At 58.8% G+C, this 20,652-nt stretch carries 14 protein-coding genes and 1 tRNA gene; 9 read left to right on the forward strand and 6 right to left on the reverse strand.

Annotation, left to right across the window (positions count from 1 at the left end; all coding sequences use genetic code 11):
- The first annotated feature begins 4 nt into the window (after positions 1-4).
- From OHL20_RS19560 to OHL20_RS19580, 5 genes are all read left to right on the forward strand, one after another.
- Entirely contained in the window at positions 5-643 is a 639-nt protein-coding gene (locus tag OHL20_RS19560) for an HAD-IA family hydrolase (RefSeq protein ID WP_263385061.1), read from the forward strand.
- Between the two features lie 65 nt (positions 644-708).
- Positions 709-3,153 (forward strand): phosphoketolase family protein, encoded by a 2,445-nt coding sequence (locus tag OHL20_RS19565; protein WP_263384835.1) that lies wholly within the window; start codon positions 709-711, stop codon positions 3,151-3,153.
- Entirely contained in the window at positions 3,150-4,226 is a 1,077-nt protein-coding gene (locus OHL20_RS19570) for a class I fructose-bisphosphate aldolase (RefSeq protein WP_263384836.1), read from the forward strand. The genes OHL20_RS19565 and OHL20_RS19570 overlap by 4 nt, the downstream gene beginning before the upstream one ends.
- Positions 4,226-5,035: a triose-phosphate isomerase gene (tpiA, locus tag OHL20_RS19575; protein WP_263384837.1), complete on the forward strand. Its 810-nt coding sequence runs from the start codon at positions 4,226-4,228 to the stop codon at positions 5,033-5,035. The genes OHL20_RS19570 and tpiA overlap by 1 nt, the downstream gene beginning before the upstream one ends.
- Positions 5,036-5,092: 57 nt before the next feature.
- Complete coding sequence (locus tag OHL20_RS19580) at positions 5,093-7,579, forward strand: heavy metal translocating P-type ATPase (RefSeq protein ID WP_263384838.1); 2,487 nt, start codon at positions 5,093-5,095, stop codon at positions 7,577-7,579.
- Between the two features lie 148 nt (positions 7,580-7,727).
- Here OHL20_RS19580 and OHL20_RS19585 read toward each other — a convergent pair whose 3' ends face one another.
- Positions 7,728-8,747 (reverse strand): hypothetical protein, encoded by a 1,020-nt coding sequence (locus OHL20_RS19585; RefSeq protein WP_263384839.1) that lies wholly within the window; start codon positions 8,745-8,747, stop codon positions 7,728-7,730.
- Between the two features lie 893 nt (positions 8,748-9,640).
- Positions 9,641-10,732 carry a zinc-binding dehydrogenase gene (locus tag OHL20_RS19590; protein WP_263384840.1) on the reverse strand — a complete coding sequence of 364 codons (1,092 nt, stop codon included), beginning with the start codon at positions 10,730-10,732 and terminating at the stop codon, positions 9,641-9,643.
- Between the two features lie 317 nt (positions 10,733-11,049).
- Between OHL20_RS19590 and OHL20_RS19595 the strand changes: the two genes are divergently transcribed.
- Positions 11,050-11,334, forward strand: a complete 285-nt coding sequence (locus tag OHL20_RS19595) for a YciI family protein (protein WP_263384841.1) — start codon at positions 11,050-11,052, stop codon at positions 11,332-11,334.
- 260 nt (positions 11,335-11,594) lie between these two features.
- Here OHL20_RS19595 and OHL20_RS19600 read toward each other — a convergent pair.
- The 3 genes from OHL20_RS19600 to OHL20_RS19610 all read right to left on the reverse strand — a co-directional run bounded on the left by OHL20_RS19600 (position 11,595) and on the right by OHL20_RS19610 (position 13,347).
- A tRNA-Leu gene (locus OHL20_RS19600) sits at positions 11,595-11,679 on the reverse strand.
- An 86-nt stretch (positions 11,680-11,765) separates the two neighbouring features.
- Entirely contained in the window at positions 11,766-12,296 is a 531-nt protein-coding gene (locus OHL20_RS19605; RefSeq protein ID WP_263384842.1) for a DUF4232 domain-containing protein, read from the reverse strand.
- A gap of 337 nt (positions 12,297-12,633) precedes the next feature.
- Positions 12,634-13,347, reverse strand: coding sequence for an HAD family hydrolase (locus OHL20_RS19610; RefSeq protein ID WP_263384843.1), 714 nt, complete (start codon positions 13,345-13,347; stop codon positions 12,634-12,636).
- Between the two features lie 113 nt (positions 13,348-13,460).
- On the opposite strand from OHL20_RS19610, the gene OHL20_RS19615 reads away from it, so the two are divergent.
- Genes OHL20_RS19615 through OHL20_RS19625 form a run of 3 tightly spaced genes read left to right on the forward strand, consistent with a single transcriptional unit; the run spans position 13,461 to position 16,879 of the window.
- A complete protein-coding gene (locus OHL20_RS19615) occupies positions 13,461-14,813 on the forward strand; it encodes a Gfo/Idh/MocA family protein (RefSeq protein WP_263384844.1) in 1,353 nt (450 codons plus the stop codon).
- Positions 14,806-15,834 carry a DUF6807 domain-containing protein gene (locus OHL20_RS19620; protein WP_263384845.1) on the forward strand — a complete coding sequence of 343 codons (1,029 nt, stop codon included), beginning with the start codon at positions 14,806-14,808 and terminating at the stop codon, positions 15,832-15,834. Before OHL20_RS19615 ends, OHL20_RS19620 begins: the two co-directional genes overlap by 8 nt.
- A 25-nt stretch (positions 15,835-15,859) precedes the next feature.
- Entirely contained in the window at positions 15,860-16,879 is a 1,020-nt protein-coding gene (locus tag OHL20_RS19625) for an arabinan endo-1,5-alpha-L-arabinosidase (RefSeq protein ID WP_263385062.1), read from the forward strand.
- A 221-nt stretch (positions 16,880-17,100) separates the two neighbouring features.
- On the opposite strand, the gene OHL20_RS19630 is transcribed toward OHL20_RS19625, so the two are convergent.
- Complete coding sequence (locus tag OHL20_RS19630) at positions 17,101-20,637, reverse strand: carboxypeptidase regulatory-like domain-containing protein (protein WP_263384846.1); 3,537 nt, start codon at positions 20,635-20,637, stop codon at positions 17,101-17,103.
- Between the last annotated feature and the right edge of the window lie 15 nt (positions 20,638-20,652).

Here is a 20,652-nt window from a genome sequence, read left to right on the forward strand (position 1 = left end):
GCAGATGAAACGCCAGTCACCGATCACGACACTGTTTGTTGATGTCGGCGAGGTATTGCTGACGAATGGCTGGGATCATCTCGCTCGCAAACGTGCTGCCAGGCATTTCCATTTGGATTGGGCAAGCATGGAAGAGAGACACCGGCTTGTCTTTGAAACCCATGAAGAAGGAAAGCTTACCTTCGAAGAGTACCTGCACTGGGTCGTGTTCTTTGAAAAGCGTTCCTTCACTAGGGCTCAATTCCAGGCGTTCTGGTTTGAGCAATCGAAACCTTATCCGAAGATGATTGATCTGATCGGCAAACTCAAGACTGAATACAAGCTCAAGATAGTGGTCGTGAGCAATGAATCGCGTGCCGTGAACGCCTTCCGTATTGAGAAATTCAAGCTGGACCTGCTGGTCGACACCTTCGTCTCTTCTTGCTTCGTCGGCATGCGAAAGCCCGATTCGAACATTTTTAAGCTTGCTCTCGATCTCGCGCAGGCGAAGGCGTCGGAGACTCTTTTTATCGACAACACACTTATGTTCACGCAGGTCGCGCAAAAGCTGGGGATTAGAAGCATCTTGCATACAACGTACAACTCCACCTGCACTGCGTTGTCAACCTACGGGCTGAAAACCGGCAAGAACCTCTCTGTCTAGTCGGCAGCTCTCCGGACTTCGAAGCATAATGTTCCAGCTTTCACGACCATCAGGAGAATCGAAAGATGCCCACGAAAACGCTCACTCAGGATCTCTTATTGCACGAGACGGTTGCCGTCATGGACGGGGAAGAGACCCTCAAGATTCCTACGCCTCTCGATCCGGAGCTGCTTCGCAGGATGAATGCCTACTGGCGCGCAGCAAACTACGTGTCTGTCGGCCAAATCTACCTCTATGAGAACCCGCTTCTGAAAGAGCCGCTAACACTGGCGCATGTCAAGCCGCTAGTGGTCTCGCATTGGGGCACCACACCCGGGCAGAACTTCATATACGTTCATCTGAACAGGGCCATCAACAAGTATGACCTGAACATGTTCTACATTGCGGGTCCCGGGCACGGTGGCCCGGCGATCGTGGGGAACGTTTACCTGGAAGGAACCTGGACTGAGACTTACCCCAACGTAACGCAGGATGAGGCGGGGCTGAAGAAGCTCTTCAAGCAGTTCTCGTTTCCTGGCGGCATCTCCAGCCATGTAGCCCCAACGACCCCGGGATCGATCCACGAGGGCGGCGAATTGGGCTACTCGCTCAGCCACGCCTTCGGCGCGGCGTTCGACAACCCTGACCTGGTTGTCGCCTGTGTGATCGGGGATGGAGAGGCCGAAACGGCGTCGCTCGCAACCTCGTGGCACTCTAACAAGTTTCTCGATCCAAGAACCGATGGAGCCGTGCTGCCCATCCTGCACCTGAACGGATACAAAATCAGTAACCCGACCGTGCTCGCTCGCATCGAGCATGAGGAACTTGACCAGCTGCTGAGAGGCTACGGATGGAACCCCTATTTCGTCGAGGGAGACGATCCAGAAACGATGCACCAGCTCATGGCTGCCACCCTCGATCACGTGATCGAGGAGATCCGCGGCGTTCAGGAGGAAGCACGTACCAACACGACCACAACACGGCCTCGTTGGCCGATGATTGTCTTGAAATCGCCGAAAGGCTGGACCGGACCGAAGATCGTGGACGGCCTGCAGATTGAGGGGACTTTCCGCTCTCATCAGGTGCCGCTGCTGGTCGATGCCCAGCATCCAGACCACGTTGGTCTGCTTGAGGAGTGGATGAAGAGCTACAAAGCAGAAGAGCTCTTCGATCAGAACGGCCGGCTCATCCCGGAGCTGGCGGAACTGGCGCCCAAGGGCAATCGCCGCATGGGAGCGAATCCTCACGCCAACGGTGGAGTTCTCTTGCACGATCTGGAGATGCCAGATTTCCACGAGCACGCGGTGATCGTCACGTCACCTGGCGCAGTGCAGATCGAAGACACCCTCATCTTGGGGGCGTTCCTCAGAGATGTAGCGAAGCTCAATGAAGACAAGCACAACTTCCGTGTCTTCGGTCCAGACGAAACGATTTCCAACCTGCTGCAGGCGGTCTTCGAGGTCACGGATCGTCAGTGGGACGCACGCGAGTTCGGCAACGACGAGTTTCTGGCTCCGGCGGGTCGTGTTCTCGATTCAATGCTGAGCGAAAACCAGTGTGAGGGTTGGCTTGAGGGTTATCTGCTCACCGGACGGCACGGCATTTTCAATAGCTACGAAGCATTCATCCGGATCGTCGATTCGATGTTCAGCCAGCACGCGAAGTGGCTGAAGGTCTGCCGCGAGCTGCCGTGGCGTCGCGACATCTCGTCGCTGAATTATCTGCTCGCATCCCATGTCTGGCAGCAGGACCATAATGGCTTCACTCACCAGGACCCCGGCTTCCTCGACCATGTCATCAATAAGAAGGCAGACATCGTGCGTTGCTACCTGCCAGCCGATGCCAACTGCTTGCTGTCCGTGACAGACCACTGCCTCAGAAGCAGAAACTACGTCAACGTGATCATCGCCGGAAAGCACGCGCTCCCGCAATGGCTGACCATGGATGCCGCCGTCGTGCATTGCACGGAAGGCATCGGTATCTGGCAGTGGGCCAGCAATGACCAAGAGACTGAGCCGGATGTTGTCATGGCATGCTGTGGAGACACGCCCACGCTCGAGATCATGGCTGCAGTCTCGATTCTGCGGGAACACCTGCCGGAACTGAAGATCCGTGTCGTCAATGTGGTCGACCTGATGAAGTTGCAGCCCAGCACGGAACACCCACACGGACTTACGGACAAGGACTATGACTCGCTGTTCACTAAGGACAAGCACATCATCTTCGGATTTCACGGATATCCGTGGCTGATCCATCGCCTCACGTATGCCCGTAACAACCGCAACCTGCACGTGCGCGGGTACAAGGAAGAGGGAACAATCACAACACCCTTCGACATGAGGGTGCAGAACGATTTGGATCGCTTCCACCTGGTGCAGGATGTAGTGGATCGTGTACCCAATCTAGGGTCGAAGGGGGCTTATCTGAAACAGCAGATGAAAGACAAGCTCATCATCCACAAGCACTACATTGATGCGCACGGCCAAGACATGCCAGAGATACTGAATTGGAAATGGGACGGTGCGAAATGAACACCCAATCTCTCATCGATACTTCAAATAAAATGGTCGCTGACGGAAAAGGTTTGCTGGCGATCGACGAGAGCACCGGCACCTGCAATGAGAGATTTGAGCAGGCCGGCATCCCGCAGACTGAAGAGATGAGGCGCAGCTACCGAGATCTCATCGTCAGCACGCCTGGCATTTCGGAATCGATCAGCGGCATGATCCTCTTCGATGAAACGATCCGCCAGCGAACCGGTGAAGGGATCCCATTCGCTGAAGCTCTTACCCAGAAGGGAATCATCCCCGGAATAAAAGTGGACGTGGGTGCAAAGCCTCTGGCCGGATTCCCCGGAGAGAAGGTCACCGAGGGTTTAGACGGCTTGCGCGAACGCCTCTCGAACTACTTCGCAATGGGTGCACGGTTTGCCAAGTGGCGTGCAGTCCTCACCATCGGCAGGGAAATCCCGAGCCGCGGGTGCATACAGGCCAATGCAGACGCGCTTGCCCGTTATGCAGCGCTATGCCAGGAAACGGGTCTCGTCCCGGTCGTCGAGCCCGAGGTGCTCATGGAGGGCACGCATACCCTGGAGACCTGTCGCGTCGTTACGGAGCAGGTGCTGCGCTGCGTCTTTGAAGAACTTGTCGCGCAACGGGTACTGCTGGAGGGCCTAATCCTCAAGCCCAACATGGTGCTTCCCGGCCTGGACTGCCCCATACAGGAATCGGTCGACGAGGTGGCGGACGCTACGATGCACTGTCTCCGCCGCACCGTTCCGGCCGCCGTTGCAGGGGTGGCGTTCCTGTCGGGTGGTCAGTCCGGTGGGCTTGCCTCGGCGCGTCTTAACGCTATGCACCTCAACCACATGGCAAGATTGCCCTGGGCGGTCGGATTCTCTTTCGGTCGCGCAATCCAACAGCCCGCGCTAAGTATCTGGGATGGTTCTCCGGCAAACTCGCGGGCTGCTCAGCGAGCTCTTTACCATCGCGCTGCGTGCAACCGCGCGGCGCGGTTTGGGGAGTACACGCTGCAGTTCGAAAGCGACGCCGCGCAGGTGCTTCCGCCTGCCATACCTGAAGCCGTATTCGCGGGTGTTGTGTAGTGGGGACCAACGTCCGTCGCAAAACAATCGTAGCCAATTGGAAGATGCACACGTCGACAGCCGAAGCCGCGCAATTAGCTAATGGAATCGTCAAGGGGCTCAGTCCTGAAGAGCGCGTATCGGTGATCCTTTGTCCCCCGTTTCCCTATCTCGCGCTGGTCGGCGAACTCCTGAGAAATACTCAGATCCAGCTCGGCGCTCAGAACATGTACCCGGCAAACGACGGCGCCTTCACCGGCGAGGTAAGCCCCACGATGCTGCTTGACCTCGGTTGCAAGTATGTGATCCTCGGCCATAGCGAACGCCGACATGTTCTAGGGGAATCGGATGAGTTCATCAACAATAAGGTCAGGTTTGCGTTGGCGGCCGGGCTGGATGTGATCCTATGTGTGGGAGAAACTCTGGACCAGCGCAACAGCAAACAAACGGAAGTAGTGATTGACCACCAACTCAACTCTGGGCTGGCCAACGTCGCCGAAGCCGAGCTGCTCCGCATCAGTGTCGCCTACGAGCCGGTCTGGGCCATCGGCAACGCGGAGCACCATGCCACTCCGCAGCAAGCCGCAGAAGCGCATGCGATGCTGAGAACCCGCTTTGCTCAGATATTTGGAAAGTCGGCTGCGGGAGCGCTGACAATCCAATACGGCGGGAGCGTTGTACCCGCAGACGCAGCCGCAGTCCTAAGCCAGCCCGGCGTCGACGGCGCTTTGATCGGCGGTGCCAGTCTGAAGGCTGAGGATTTCTTATCGATCTTAGGTGCAGCCGTGGGTTGTTTCCGGAACGACTTCGAATCGGGCAGCTACTCCTAGCTCCACACGATCGGGTCCGGCGTTCAGGCCTTTCCTTATTTCAAAGAAGGAGGAACCATGAGCTCTGACACAGCCTCTACCGGTGCGGAATCTGACATCGGCTCGCGGAGCAACGCGCCGAACCTCCCGCCTCAGGCCGAACTCGATCCGGTTTGCGGTATGAAGATTGATCCGAGCAGCGCAATGCACTTGGAATACTGCCGCAAGACTTACTTTTTCTGCAGTTCGGAATGTGCCGCCAAATTCCGCGAGATGCCTGAAAAATACATCCAGCCGAAGATGGCGACTGCGAAACCGGCCACGCCGGTTTCGCCAGCGAAGACGAATGGCTACATCTGCCCTATGCACCCCGAGGTGCATCGAGATGATCCGGGCGACTGCCCGCAGTGCGGCATGGCGCTCGAACGGGAAACGTTGACCGCCCCTCCAAGCAGCCCGCAATACACCTGCCCCATGCATCATCAGATTGTTCGAGACGAGCCAGGGAACTGCCCAATTTGCGGCATGACGCTGGAGCCCGTGACGGTCACGGTAAACGAGGCGAATCCCGAACTCGACAGCATGACGCGGCGGTTCTGGATTGGTGCAGTCCTGACGCTCCCACTGCTCGCCATCATGGTCTCTGACCTCCTGCCTACCCATCCGATCCAAGGGCTCTTAAAGGGTTCGTTACTTGGCTGGTTTGAACTTGCCATCGCTTCACCGGTCGTTCTCTGGGGAGGCTGGCCATTCTTTCGGCGGGGCTGGGCGTCCATTGTGAGCCGAAACCTCAACATGTTCACCCTCATCTCGATTGGGGCCGGCTCTGCCTACCTGTACAGCGTCGTGGCTGTCTTTATGCCACAACTCTTCCCAGGATCGTTCCGCGACATGTCCGGTCAATTGGGCCTCTACTTCGAGGCTGCAGCCGTCATCACGGTACTCGTCTTGCTGGGCCAGGTCTTGGAATTGAAAGCGCGTAGCCAGACCAGTAGCGCGATCATAATGTTGCTCGGATTAGCACCCAAGACGGCACGACGCATCTCGGCAAACGGCCAGGAGCAAGATGTAAACCTGAATCAAATTCAGGTAGGCGACATTCTGAGAGTCCGCCCAGGTGAAAAGGTTCCAACGGACGGTGTCTTGACTGATGGCAGTAGCTCCGTGGACGAGTCGATGGTCAGCGGAGAACCCATCCCTGTTGAAAAGACCAAAGATGCAAAGGTCATCGGCGGCACGATCAACGGCACGGGCAGCTTCGTCATGAGGACTGAGCGCATCGGCGCTGACACTCTCCTCGCCCAGATCGTAAAGATGGTCAGCGAAGCACAGCGAACCCGCGCGCCCATCCAGCGGCTCGCGGATACCGTCGCCTCCTACTTCGTTCCAGCCGTACTTGTCTCTGCGGTCATCACATTCATCACATGGGCGATTTATGGGCCGCAGCCTCACTACGCCCATGCACTCGTAAATGCGGTGGCCGTGCTCATCATCGCCTGCCCGTGTGCATTGGGACTCGCAACGCCGATGGCGATCATGGTGGGAACGGGTCGAGGCGCCGGAGAGGGCATCCTCATCCGCAACGCTGAAGCACTGGAGATTCTGGAGAAGGTGAACACGCTTGTAGTCGATAAGACCGGAACGCTGACAGTCGGCAAGCCGGTACTCACCGCCCTCATCCCAGCCGAAGGCTTCGACGAGGCCAATCTCTTACAACTTACGTCAAGTCTCGAAAAGGCAAGTGAGCATCCTCTGGCGGCAGCCATCCTTGCGGCGGCCCAAGACAAGAAGGTTGAGCTGCTGACCGTCGATGCATTCCAGTCCGTGACCGGAAAGGGCGTTACCGGGACAATTCAGGGTAAGAAGATCTCCATCGGAAATGTAACCCTTATGGGTGAACTGGGAGCTTCCATCGAGACTTTGCGCGAGAAGGCGGAGGTTCTACAAGCCGAAGGGCAAACCGTGATGTACGTCGCATCAGACGGACGTGTCGCAGGTTTCGTCGCAGTTTCTGACCCCATCAAGGATTCGACAGCGGAGGCAATTGAACAGCTCAAGAAAGAGGGAATCAAGGTCGTTATGGTGACGGGCGACAATCACAAGACAGCCGCGGCCATCGCGAAGAAGCTGGGCATCGACTTCGAGGCTGACGTTCTCCCCGAGAAGAAGGCCGAGGTGGTGAAGAAGCTCCAAGCGGCCGGTGCAATCGTCGCAATGGCCGGGGACGGCGTGAACGACGCTCCCGCTCTCGCGCAAGCCCAGGTCGGCATCGCGATGGGGACGGGCACAGATGTAGCAATGGAAACAGGCGGCATCACCCTCATCGAGGGAGACCTTCGAGGCATCGTCAAAGCTAGAAGGCTAAGCCAGCACACGATGAGCAACATTCGGCAGAATCTCTTCTTTGCCTTCTTCTACAACGCTCTTGGGGTCCCGTTAGCTGCCGGAGTGCTCTACCCCTTCTTTGGGCTCCTGTTGAGTCCTATGATTGCCGCTGCTGCGATGAGCTTCAGCTCAGTTTCGGTAATTGGCAATTCTTTACGGCTTCGAAGCGCGAAGCTCTGAGGCCCTATTCGAGCGCGTAGCGAATTGCGAGAACAGGGTAGCTCCTTGATCGCAGGAGTGGCACGCCTGATCTTGATCCTTGCCGCCGAACGCTTTTACGAAGGCCCTTTCTCCTTAGACCATCGGAAATCTCTGAGTGGTGGAAACTTTACAGATCATCGCTCATAACAATGCGCCACTCTTCGCCATCTCGGGCGAATGCCATTCCGTGAAGGGCAATCAGTTCACAGAGGAGATCGTACACAGGCGCAAAAACTTCGAGAGACTCCCAAGCAAATTCCGATAGCCAAAGTTTGTGGAGCACCCGCTCCAACTTCGTAAGCAGTTTTCCAAGGGGAGGATCATTTTGGACAACCTGGCGAGTTGCTGGGGCCTCATCTATCCCACAGAGTTCGATTCCGTGGAGGTGACCAAGCAGGTAACCTGCGGAAATAAAGACATCCCCAAAAACCTGCTGTATTTCCCGGAACGAGTCGTATGCCTTTCCGCTTTCTCGATAGTATTCGATCCACTTCTGAGAGGCCGCACGCCCCGATGTGAGAGCCTGACAGAACGCCTTGTCAAAGTCTTGTATCGCCTCTGGTCGGAACTCTGCTGAAGAACGACAGGCCGCGTATTCACTCCAGACATCAAGCGCCTTGATAAAGGTTTGTCGCGATCGATCCCCACAGTCCAGCTTGCGTCCGTAGAGACCAGGAAACTTCCTGTAAAGTAGCCCCTCGTGCTGGACGTGGGCGGCTTCATGAGCCACGCATCCACAGGCTAGCGTTTGTTCTTTTAGCTTCGACGAAAGCACCAAGAGACCGACGCCAGCACGAAGAACAATGTGGAATTTGAATTCCGATCCGCGTTTGACTGCGACTGTTCGAGCCAACTCCATCGTTTCCGGCCGTTCGTTCATCTCCAACGGAATAACCCCATCGGGTAGCTTCTGCAGTCCGCAAGCTGCGCGTCGGGCATCGAGGGCGAGGGTCACGCCGTCCAGAGCACTCAGGTCCATTCCGGTGAGTGCAAGCGCATAGAAAGCCTCTTCGAAAAAGCTCACGATGGCTTGTTGGATTTGCGTCGATTCAAAGCAGCCAACCGAAACAGAGCATTCTCGGGGCAGGGGCAGCGGCAGGTGTCTTTCTCGATCCTGTTGAAAGTTCAGGAGGTATTCACCCGACATTTCTAAGCCTCATAAGCCGTCCGCGTTACAGCGTATCGGAAGAGGATGTCTATCGCATTAGCAAAAGCAACAATGAGCGACTGATCCGCAGATTGTATACTTCGCCAATCCCATTCTCACGAGATCTACGACGTTTCATCCAACTCGTTCAGGGAAGACATTTCTGCGGTGCACCCCCGCAGACAGCCCTATAGACCCGTGATCGGGGAGTTGGAAAACCGAACAGAGTACGGTTCCTGTGACCTTTAGCTTTAGGGGCCTGGACATACGTCGCAGGCTCCCCGACCGCAAAGGCAAGGGAATCTCTCGCGCTGATTCAGCACGATTACTCTGTTAGGGGTTTCCACACCCCAGGGCGGCGCGTCACCGTCCCGACTCCATGATCGGACATAGACCAGCGAATGGCAATGGGCCTCGCCGTGTCGACCTAACAACGACTCGTTCAGGTCGGAAGTTTGCTCCCGGAGGAAGGCTCCTCTCTGGCTTCAGCCGGCGAGGCGTCTTCCGGCCACCCACCTCAGCGGGCCTGTTCCTGCCGGCAACGCCGAACCTGAAAGCCTCTTGTGCGCTCCGCGCCCTGCAATGAAACCAAACCTGCTGAAGGGTGAATGTAACCGGGACATGCGTTAGGTTGTGGACCTGAGACATCCGTTACAAGCCCTTTGCGGTGTCGATGCTTCAAGTTGAGTGGGCACGAGAAGACAAATAACTCCAGTCGTCGAGGCCGTGGAAATATGGAAATCCCGAAGGCATTTCCAAAGAGTGTGGGAAAGGGTGGGAAGCCGGCATCATGGCTTTCCATGATTTCCACACTCTGTCATTTCCATGGCCTGCTAAACGCTGGCATCGGCGATTTGTCGCTCACCGAGGTCATCACCTGACGAGAACGGCGTTTAGCACGATCTATCAGGGCGCAGCGCGATGAGGCGAAGTGAACCTGCATTGGCGGCGGCGTAAGTCACAGCATCGTTGGCTTTGTCCAGGGAGAACTCGGTCACATCAAACTGGGCGAGGTCGATGAGGCCGGCTCGAACCAGTCGCACCATCTGAGACACAGCAATACGCGGGTACATCCATTTGCCACGCACGGTGATGTCGTTGCGCATGAACCAAGGATATGGCGGCGCAAGACCGTCACCGCCCTGCCTGCCCACGCCTCCCATCAGCACCACTCGGCCGCCCGGACGCACAGCAAGAACGGCGGCAAGCACCTGCGAGGGAGAGGCCTCTCGCGGCAGAAGATCGAGCACGAAGTCGATCGGCCCGCCGGCGACCTTCCCGATTAGTCGGCGATCGTCTTGCTCGAAGCCGGTCATTCTGGCAGGCTGCACGCGCGGACCAAATCGGTGGGCTAGGTCCTCCAGCGCCCCTTCGCTGCGGCCGGTTGCGACCACTTTTCCTGCACCCATGGCGAGAGCCACAACAATGCCGGCGCTTCCGAAACCGCCAGTGGCCCCGTTGATCACCAGCGTTTCTCCGGGTCGCAGATCGCCGGCCAGCAACCCTCCATACGGAACGAGCAGACTACTCAGCGCACACCAGCGCCCCGCGTCCGCCGCTTCAATCTCACCGATAGGCGTCACGTTCTCGGTCGGAAGCAGCACCTGCTCGGCGAAGGTGCCGTTATGAAAGTAGCGGTGCAGCGGCAGAGCGGCGGGCCCCACGGCGGTCCAGCCTAGAAGCATCATGTCGGGCCGAACCGCGTCGTCGCGCGAGCGGATCGTCGGGTCGCAAAACACCCATTCGCCGATCACGAGTTTTGTTGCGTCCGGCCCGGTCGCGCGCACCCGGCCTATACCTCCCGGCCCGGGCACTACCGGCAGCTCCAACAGGTACTTGCGAGCGCCGGAAAGAACACCGCCTGTGTAGCTCGCCACGCCCGCAGCGACAACATCGACGATCACTTCGCCAGTGCCGAGTACCGGATCGGGGAGAGTTTCGATTGCGAGCTTCTCGCCGAACGCATTCAGGACTGCAGCTTTCATAGAAGCCTCCAAGCTGACTACAACGATCCTATGCTCTCGCCGCTACGCTCTTTCTAATCGCGAGCTACGGCTAATGGCTCGACAAAGAGTGAATACGCATGCGCTCCTTGGTCTTGAGCACAGGTCAGTCCTGCGAAGTCGCACAGTGATAATTAATTGGACATGGCCTGCCCCCTGGAGGCAAAACCTAGGCCAACTGCTGCTCAGCGCGTTTGTGGGGCGGACCCCACGCGTGACTTCGGCGTACTCAAGAGCTATCGACAGACGAATCTTTGAGTCAATCCACAAAACCAACCCTCCAATACGGGAGGGTCACAATGAAGTTCGTCGCGATTATTGAATACGGGGATACAGAGAAGGTTAGGGAATTGCATCCAGTACATCGCGAATATCTGCGCCGATTTCTGGAGAATGAGCAGTTGCGTGCCGCAGGCCCGTTTGCTAATGATGAAGGTGCATTGTGGGTTCTTGACGCGGAGACTGCCGAAGCGGCGGAAGAGATCGTTAAAGGCGATCCCTATGTGGAGGCAGGAGCGATTGTCAGTTGGAAGATTCGCCCACTCGCCTATTGGTCTGCACAGCAGGCTAAGGGCTCGCGGTAGGTCCTACCCTCTCCTCGCTGCACACCTGAGGCTGCGTCACTGACGCAGCCACAGGCCTGCGACCTTGCACGCCACTCGCTTCAGAAAAGTTTGCGGGCTTCCGGGCCCGCCGATGAGTTCCATTTCAGCAAAGGGACCGCGAGTCGAAGTACCTGCGAAATCATGACACTTTCGCAACCGTGACAAAAACCGTGACAGTCGCAAAATCGAAAGGCCAGCCTGAATGGGCTGACCGTCCGTAAGGTATTGATTCTAAGGATTGGTGCGGAGGAGGGGACTTGAACCCCTATGCCTTGCGGCGCTAGCACCTCAAGCTAGTGCGTCTGCCAATTTCGCCACCTCCGCATATGTCTTAAGCCCCATCGATGACGATGTTTTTGCGGGTCAAGTGCGGTGAACAATCCGAAGCTTAGTGTAGCATCCGGCGAGGGTTATGGGTGCACCGAATTTGAGGCCGCGGGCCTGGGCGTGTAGACGGGATCGGGGACGAGGCGCGTGGACTCATAGGTAATTTTTGCGGGTGTGGGTCCGCAGAGATGGTAGTCGAAGGCCGTTGTAAGCTCCGTGCCGCCGATGTTGATGGAGAGGGTTGCCGGGGTGAGGCAGGTGCCGTGATCGAAGACGTCTCCGGAGACCCAGCGGAGGCTGGCAGTGACCTCTGCGTTGGGAGCGATGATGGCGGGGAGGATGACGGGACCGGGGTGCATGCCGGGCGGGACCTGGCGGGTGATGGCGACGGTGGCTTTGGCGGCGTCGCGGAAGATGAGGACGGGGAAGCCGGGGACGGAGCAGGCGTCTGGGCCGATGTTGCGGAGGATGAGGAGGGTGCCGCCATGGGACATGCCGTCGAAGTTGCCGCCCTCGCTGTCAGTTGCGAGCGAGATCTGGTTGCTGGCGCAGGCGGGCACGGCTGCGTGGGCGATGGGTGCTATGAGAGAAAGCGTTAGAAGGAGAAATTTCATGTGATTGCTCATCATTTCCTTTGTGATGCCTGGAGCGCTGCCCAGTGCTGGAAGTGTATCGACATAACGTACTTCCCTAGGGAGTTGCAGACGCCGGGGCTCGATGCAACGGCAACGACAAGGGCAGCGGCCAATGAGGGGGTCTCCCCACTTCGCGTTGATCCGGTCGAGATGACGGGTGTTTTTGGAGGTGGCCGGAGTGCAAACGCAGGTTCCCTTCGGGAATGACAACCAGAGGGCAAACGCAAATGCAACCGCAGGTCCTTCGACTTCGCTCAGGATGACAGGTTCTGGGGTGGTGTGACGAAAGGCCTAATTTCGATCAGTGCGATGGATCTTAGAAGTGCTTTGTCAGGTCGGCGAAGCAGGCTAGTTCGAGAAGGGTTTGGCCGGTGGGTGGCGGGTTGACGACCTCATGCTCGAGGACCCATGTGAAGTCGTGGGGGATGAAGATGGCGTGGAGGCCGGCAGCGAGCGCGGGGTTGATGTCGGACTTGGGGCTGTTGCCGATCATCCAGGTGGTGGCTGCTTCGCAGGCGTGGTTGGTGGAGAGGGAGCGGTAGGCGTCCTCGTGCTTCTCGGGGAGGACCTCGACAGCGGCGAAGAACTTTGCGAGGCCAGAGCGGTGGAGTTTGTCCTTCTGCTCCACAGGATCGCCCTTGGTGACGAGAAGGATGCGGTGGCGCGTGGCGAGGTCGGCGAGGGTTTCGGAGACGCCGGGGAGGAGTTCTATCTCCTGATCGGCGATGGACTGGGCGAAGCTGTGGATGCGGTGGCGCTTGGCGTTGGTGAGGGGATCGTCGGCCAGCTGCTCGAAGCAGGTGACGAGCGACTTGCGGAAGCTCTCGAGGCCGTAGCCGTGGGCAGCCACTGTGGCGTGCTCGACGACGTTGAGGTGACTGCGGACTTCGGCGGGCGTGTGGACGCGGTGGTCGAGGTAGGAGATGAACGCGGTGATGGCGCGTTCGAAGTAGATGTTGTTCTCCCAGAGCGTGTCGTCCGCGTCGATGAGGAGGGTCTGGCTGCTGGTAGTGGTGTTTGGAGAGGGCACGGGTTGATTGTAAATGCTTCGGTGTGGTCAAAGGCATCGCGCGTGGGCTATAACTCAACCGTGAATCAATTTCCGATTTGTGAATGCTCTGAGAACGGTACGGAGGAGATTGCATGGCTGTGAATTCAGATCGACGTGAGTTTTTGAAGGTTGGCGGCGCTGCGCTGGCGGCAACGGTGGTTTCGCGGAGTGCGACGAGCTATGCGAGTATCCTTGGCGCAAATGATCGGGTGCGGGTGGGCGTGGTCGGATGCGGGGACCGGATGAAGCAGGCCCTGATTCCTTCGTTCCAGCAACATGCGAAGGAGTTGAACTTCGAATTCGTAGCGGTGTCGGACATCTGGAATCGGCGACGGGATGAGGGTGCGGCGTTTGTCCAGAAGATGAGCGGATCGCCGGTTGTGGCGGTGCGGAATAACGATGAGCTGTATGCGCGCAAGGACATCGACGCTGTGCTGATTGCGACGGCCGATTTCCAGCACGCGCAGCATGGGATTGAGGCGGTGAAGGCGGGGCGCGATGCGTATGTCGAAAAGCCGACGGCGCACAAGATGGAGGATGCGCGGAACTTTCTGGCTGCGGTGAAGCAGACGGGAAAGATCGTGCAGGTGGGAACGCAGCGTCGGAGTACGCCGAGCTATCAGCGGGCCTATGAGTACATCAAGTCGGGCAAGTTCGGCGACATCGTAATGGTGGAGATGACGTGGAATGTGAACCAGCCGGGTCGGTGGCGAAGGCCGGATGTGGTGCCCCTGTTGAAGGAGCAGGATACGGACTGGAAGCGGTATCTGCTGAACTATCCGTACGAGCCGTTCGATGCGCGGAAGTATCTGGAGTTCCGGCTGTTCTGGCCGTACTCGTCGGGGATTCCAGACCAGTGGCTCGTACACCAGATCGATACGGTGCATTGGTTCAGCGGCTATCCGCATCCGCGGAGCGTGGTGGCGAATGGCGGGAACTATCTGTGGCATGACGGGCGCAAGAACTGGGACACGATGACGGCGGTGTTCGACTATGGTCCGGAGGATGACCTGACGAAGGGCTTCCAGGTGCAGTACTCGTCGCGGTTTACGAACTCGGCGGGTGGGGTGAAGGAGCTTTACTACTCGAACGGCGGGATGCTGGATATGGATAAGCAGCGGGTGACGCCGGAGGGTGGACTTTCGGCGAAGTCGGCGGCGGAGATGAAGATGCCGGCGAATGAGCTGGCAAGTTTCTCGCTGAGTGAGAACGTGCAGAAGGCGGAGACTTCGGCGAATACGGGAGCCGATCCTGAGACGTCGGCGAATATGCGGAACTGGATGGAGTGCGTCCGATCGCGTAAGACGCCGAATGCGAGCATCGAGGCGGGCTATAGCCACTCCGTCGCGCTGTGCATGAATATTGCGGCGATCCAGACGGGGCAGAAGGTGACGTTCAACGACAAGACGCAGCAGGTGATGGTGGGAGGGAAGGTGTATGCGTAAGGCGCTCCTCGGCTGTGCGGTGGCGGTGATGGGGATGCAGATGATGGCGCAGGGAGTGAAGGTGGTTCCGGACGAGGCGCGGAAGAGGGTGGATGTGACGGTGGATGGTGCGCCGTTTACTTCTTACCTCTGGGGGACTGCGCAGAAGAAGCCGGTGCTTTATCCGCTGATTGCGCCGGGTGGCGTGGAGGTGTCGCGCGGCTATCCGCTGGCTCCGCGGGAAGGGGAGCGGACGGATCATCCGCATCATGCGGGGATGTGGTTCAGCTATGGGAACGTCGACAACTTCGACTTCTGGAATAACTCGGATGCGATCAAGGTAGAGGATCGCGGGAAGATGGGGACGATTCATCACCAGAAGATTGTGTCGACGAAGAGTGGGCGCGATCGGGGTGAGTTGACTGTTGAGTCTGTGTGGACGAATGGAGCTGGTGAGGACGTGCTTGCACAGACGACGCTTTATGTTTTTGGTACCAAGGCCGGAGAGCGGAGCATCGATGAGGTTGTGACGCTGAAGGCGCTGCGGAAGGTGGTGTTTCACGACGACAAGGAAGGGATGCTGGGGATTCGGGTGGCTCACTTTCTGGAGTCGGCGAATGAGAAGGGTGGGACGTTTACGGATGCTTCCGGACGGCCTACTCCGGTGCAGACGAATAATGTGCCGGGGGCTACCGGCGTTTATTTGACCAGCGAAGGCAAGCAGGGTGATGCGGCGTGGGCGACGCGGGGGCGATGGTGTCTTCTGACGGGAACGACGGGCGGTCATGCGATGACGATTGCGATTCTGGATCATCCGAAGAATCCGAACTATCCGACTTTCTGGCATGCGCGGGGGTATGGGCTGTTTGCGGCGAATCCGCTTGGGCAGCATATCTTCGATCCGAAGGCTCCCGAGTTGGATTTCATGCTTGAGAAGGGGCAGAGCGCTACGTTTCGGCACAGGGTTTTGCTGATTGATGGTGCTCCCGGGGCTGCGGATTTGAATCGGGATGCGGACGCATTTGCGGCGGAGTATCGGTAGGGTGAGGGTGACTTTGTTTCGATGGATGCGGGTTGCTGGGGTCTTGTCGACTCTTCTGCTTGCGGTGAACTTGTGCCGGGCTGCGGAGCCTCATGTTTATTTGTTGTCGGGCGATGTTGCGGGCACGCATGATCCCTCGATCATGAAGGAAGGGAAGACCTGGTATGTCTTCGCGACGGGGAAGGCTCCCGATGGTGGGCAGTTTGCGGTGCGGTGCTCGGATGACCTGGAGCATTGGAAGCTTTGCGGGCATGTCTTCGATGCGGTGCCGGACTGGATCAAGGAGCGGAGTCCGGGCACGAAGGACCTCTGGGCGCCGGATGTTTCGTACGTGAACCATGAGTACCGGCTGTATTACGCCTATTCGCTTTTTGGGAAGAATACGTCGGGGATTGGGTTGGCAGTGAACAAGACGCTCGATGCAAAGAGCCCTGCCTTCAAGTGGGTCGACAAGGGATTGGTGTTCGAGTCGAAGGTTGGGGATAACTACAACGCGATCGATCCGAACTTTATTCTTGATGGCAAGGGTGGAGCGTGGCTTTCGTTTGGGAGCTTCTGGGATGGGATCAAGATGTGGCGGCTGGATGATGCGGGGATGTTGTCGAAGACGGACACGACGCTCTACTCGCTGGCGCGGCGAGCGAGGCCGGAGAACGCTGAGCCTGCTCCGCCGAACCTGCCTGCGAACTGGGAGGCAGTAGAGGCTCCGTTCATCGTGCGGCACGGAGGGTACTTCTATCTGTTTACTTCATGGGACCTTTGCTGCCGTGGGGTGAAGAGTACGTACCGGACGATGGTGGGGCGCTCAAAGTCTGTGACCGGACCTTATGTGGATATGAGTGGGAAGGCGCTGACGGATGGGGGTGGGACGGAGGTGCTGGTGGCGAATGCGCGGTGGCTTGGTCCGGGTGGGGAGAGTGTTTTGGCTGGTGGGAAAGACTTGATGGTGTTTCATGCTTATGACGCGGCTACGGGGAAGCCTTCTATGCAGCTTTCCACGATTGAGTGGCGCGGTGGGTGGCCGCGAGTTGGGTTGGGGCGGTAAGAGTTAGTGGCGGTGAGGGGCCAGATCCGAAGATCCTTTGGTTGACGACGTGGCGAGGGAAAGCGCAGTTCGAGATCGGTATGTGAGGAAACCGAAGGTCCTTCGACTGCGCCTCTCGCGGCAAGGCTGCGAGAGGCTTCGCTCAGGATGACATATTTTTATTGGAACTCAGAGAGACCGCTCAGGATGACGGCTTTTGGGTTGGAAATGAGAGAGTGGCTCTAAAAGGAGAGCTTGCCTCCGAACTGGAGGATGCGGTTTTCGCGGGCTGCGGTGACTTGCCCGAAGGTGGATGGGGTGGTGGCGGCTACGGCGATAGAGCTGAAGTTGGTGTGGTTGAGGGTGTTGAAGGCTTCGCCTCGTAGCTGGAAGGCGGCTCGTTCGGTGATGCGGAAGTTGCGGAAGATGCCGGTATCGAGGCGAACAAAGCCGGGGCCGATGATGGTGCCGCGCTTGGCGTTGCCGGGCTGGCCGAGGGTGGCGCTTGGCGAGGCAAAGGCTGCGGTATTGAACCATTTGAGGCGGGTCTTGAGGCCGGTGCCGTTCTGGGGGCTGGAGATCTGGTCGGGGCGGAGGCCGGCGGGGCTGGCTCCGATGATGCCGAGGCCTGCTACGTCTGCATTGACTACACCGTTGATGAGGCCTCCTGCGGAGGTGCTGACGCTGAAGGGTAGGCCTGAGTTTGCGGCGAGGATGCCGGAGGTCTCCCAGCCGCCGAGGACGTGGCCGACGATGCCTTTCTGATCGTGGAACCAGGGAAGCTCCCAGACGCCGTCGATGGTGGCGATGTTGGTGCGGCTGAGGATGCTGCGGCCGTACTCCCCTGCGATGTTGTAGATGTTCTGGGGCGCGCCGCTGCGGTCGGCTGGGCTGTTGGTCATGGAGTTCGACCAGGTGTAGTTGCCGTCGATGAGGCTGTTGCCTTTGAAGCGCTTCTTGACGGAGATCTGGAGGGAGTTGTAGTTGGAGCTGAAGATGGTCTCGTCGCCGTACATGCCGCCGTAGCCCTTGTAGGGGCGAAGTTGATTGGCGAGCTTGGTCTGGGTGGAGTTGATGAAGCCGCCCGCGGGCAGGATGCCTGCGGCTGCGGCTGCGCCCGGACGCAGAGCGTTGATGTCGATGTAGCCGAGGAGGTGGGTGTCATGATCGCCGAAGTAGCCCATGTCGAGGACGAGGGTGGGAGTGAGCTGCTGCTGGATGTCGACTGAATATTGCTGTGAGTAGGGGGTGTGGAACTGGGGCGACTCGGAGTAGATGGTGGGGAGGGCGGGTGCGGCGGTGGAGACGGTGCCGCCGGTTGGGTTGTCGAGGGTGGTGAGGGTGTAGGTTGCGGTGCCGACGTAGGGCGGATTGTAGAAGACGTTCTGCTCGTAGTCGCCATAGAGGGAGGCGTCGTAGGCGATGCCGTAGCCCATGCGGAAGGCGGTTTTGCCATCGCCGAAGAGGTCGAAGGCGAGGCCGATACGAGGGGCAAAGTTCGCCTTATCCGCTGTGCCTACCTGTGCGCCGTAGGGGGAGGCGTGGCCGAAGTTGCCGGGAGTTCCGAGAACGATGCCGTTGAGGGGATCGTAGGTGGGATTAGGGACACCGGTGTTGAGGTGGGCGGTGTTGGCACAGGGTGCAGCGGTGCAGAGGTTGCCGTTCGAATCGATAGTGGGTGCATTAGCGGCGATGTAGGTGGCGGGGTTGAAGTTCGAGAGCTGGTTGTTGGAGTCGGTGGGCTGCTGGAAGTAGGAGTAGCGGACGCCGAGGTTTAGGGTGAGGCGGTGGGTGGCCTTGTAGTTGTCCTGCGCGTAGACCTCGATCTGGTTGGCGTGGAGGTTGGGTGTGCGGGAGCTTGAGTTCTGCACGAAGCCACCGGTCGCAGTGCCGAGGAGGAAGTTGGCGAAGGACTGCTCGAAGATGTTGTCGACGTTTGCCCCGGCTTGCGAGCTGGTGGGCAGAGAGCCTACGGCTGCTGTGAAGGTGAACGATCCTGCGTTGCCGCCGGTGAGGTTCTCGGTCTTTTGGTAGCGGTTGTAGGTGACGCCGAAGATGAAGGTGTGGCTTTTCACAAGCTTGGTGACGTTGCCGAAGATGTTGTGATTGCGGTTGTAATCGTTGTAGATACCAGCGTTGTTGATGCCGGTGAAGCCGGTGAAGGACAGGTTGGGGACGACGCCGAGGGTGGAGGTGTAGGGGAGGGTTGGCTTGATGTCGGGGGAGTTGGTGCTGAGTCCGGAGCCGACGGGGGTGCTGATGATGGCTCCGGAGGAGTAGGCGTAGCCGACATCGGCAAGGAGTGTGGCGGATTGAACGTAGGTGGCGTGGCCGAGGTGCTGGGTGCCGGGGGATCGGGTGTTGGTGATCTGGACGCCGGGGAAGCCAGTGCTGCCGCTGCCGTAGCCGTAGGGCTCCTGCGTGGGGATGCTGTCGTGGACGAGACGGTAGAAGACGTTCAGCTTCTGACCGAAGGCCTGGTCGATACGGACGACTTCCTGGGTGTCGTTGTAGACGTTACGGCCGTTGTAGGTGAAGGCGTGAGGGTCCTGACCGGCGCCGGGGTTGGGGAGGGGAACCTTGGAGCCGTCGAGGGAGTAGATGTCCTTGAGGTAGGCCTGCGCGAGTGGCGATAGGCGGGCGGCGGGAAGTTGAGTGACGCCGGCGTCGTTGCACTTCGAGGCGGAGGAGTTGAGGTTGGCGCAGACGGCGAAGGGGAAGATGCCGGCGCGCTCGGAGGCAGAGGGCACGTTGAGGGTGACGGGGGAGTAGGTGATGACGCGGCGGAACTCCTGCGAGAAGAAGAAGAAGGTGCGGTCGTGCCCGTTGTAGATCTTCGGGATGACGACGGGGCCGCCTGCGGTGTAGCCGAAGTCGTGATAGTGAAGGGGAGCGAGGGGCGTGGGGATGGCGGTGAGTTTGTTGAAGTAGGCGTTGGCGTTGAACTCGTTATTGCGGAAGAACTCGTAGGCGCTGCCGTGGATCTGGTTGGTGCCGGAGCGGGTGACGAGACTGACCTGACCGGCTGCGGCCCGACCGTACTCGGCGGAGTAGGTGCCGCGAAGGGTTTTGAACTCGGCGATGGCGTCGACGCTGGGGAAGGAGAGGAGGGTGAGGTTGGAACCGCGGTCTACGTTGTCGGCGCCGTCGATAGTCCAGCTATTGGCGCTGGTGCGTTGCCCGTTGACGGAGAAGGCTACGGTGTTGGCGCCGCCGAGAGGATTGGTGGGGCCGAGGTAGATCTGGTCGGAGGTGCCGGTGTAGGCGACGCCGGGCTGGAGGCCAAGGAGCTGTTCATAGTTGCGCGTGTTGAGGATGAGTTCGCGCATCTGAGTGCCGTTGATGAGGCTGGCGGAGGTGGCGTCTTCAAGGTTGAGCTGGAGGGCGTCGGCGGTGACGGCGATCTGCTGGTCGGAGCTGCCAACCTGGAGGGAGCGATTGATGGTGATGGAGTCCTGAACGTGAAGGACGAGGCCCGTGATGGACTCACTCTTGAAGCCTGCGTCTTCGATACGGATGGTGTAGCTGCCGAGGGGGAGCGAGTTGGCGGTGTAGAAGCCTGCGGCGTTGGTGGTGAGGGAGCGCTCTACGTGGCCGCGATCAGCGTTGGTGAGGGTGACGATGGCACCTTTGACGCTTGCACCGCTGGGGTCGATGATGGTGCCGCTGATGCTGCCGGAGACCTCCTGCGCGGATGCGACGCTGGTGAGGGTGAATGCGGCGATGAGCAGAGCGACCCTGGCGAGGCGCTGGCGTGGAACATCTGTGACTGGACCCATGGTGTCTCCCGTGCG

This window comes from Granulicella arctica (genome assembly GCF_025685605.1).
In the GTDB taxonomy this organism is placed as follows: Bacteria; Acidobacteriota; Terriglobia; order Terriglobales; family Acidobacteriaceae; genus Edaphobacter; species Edaphobacter arcticus.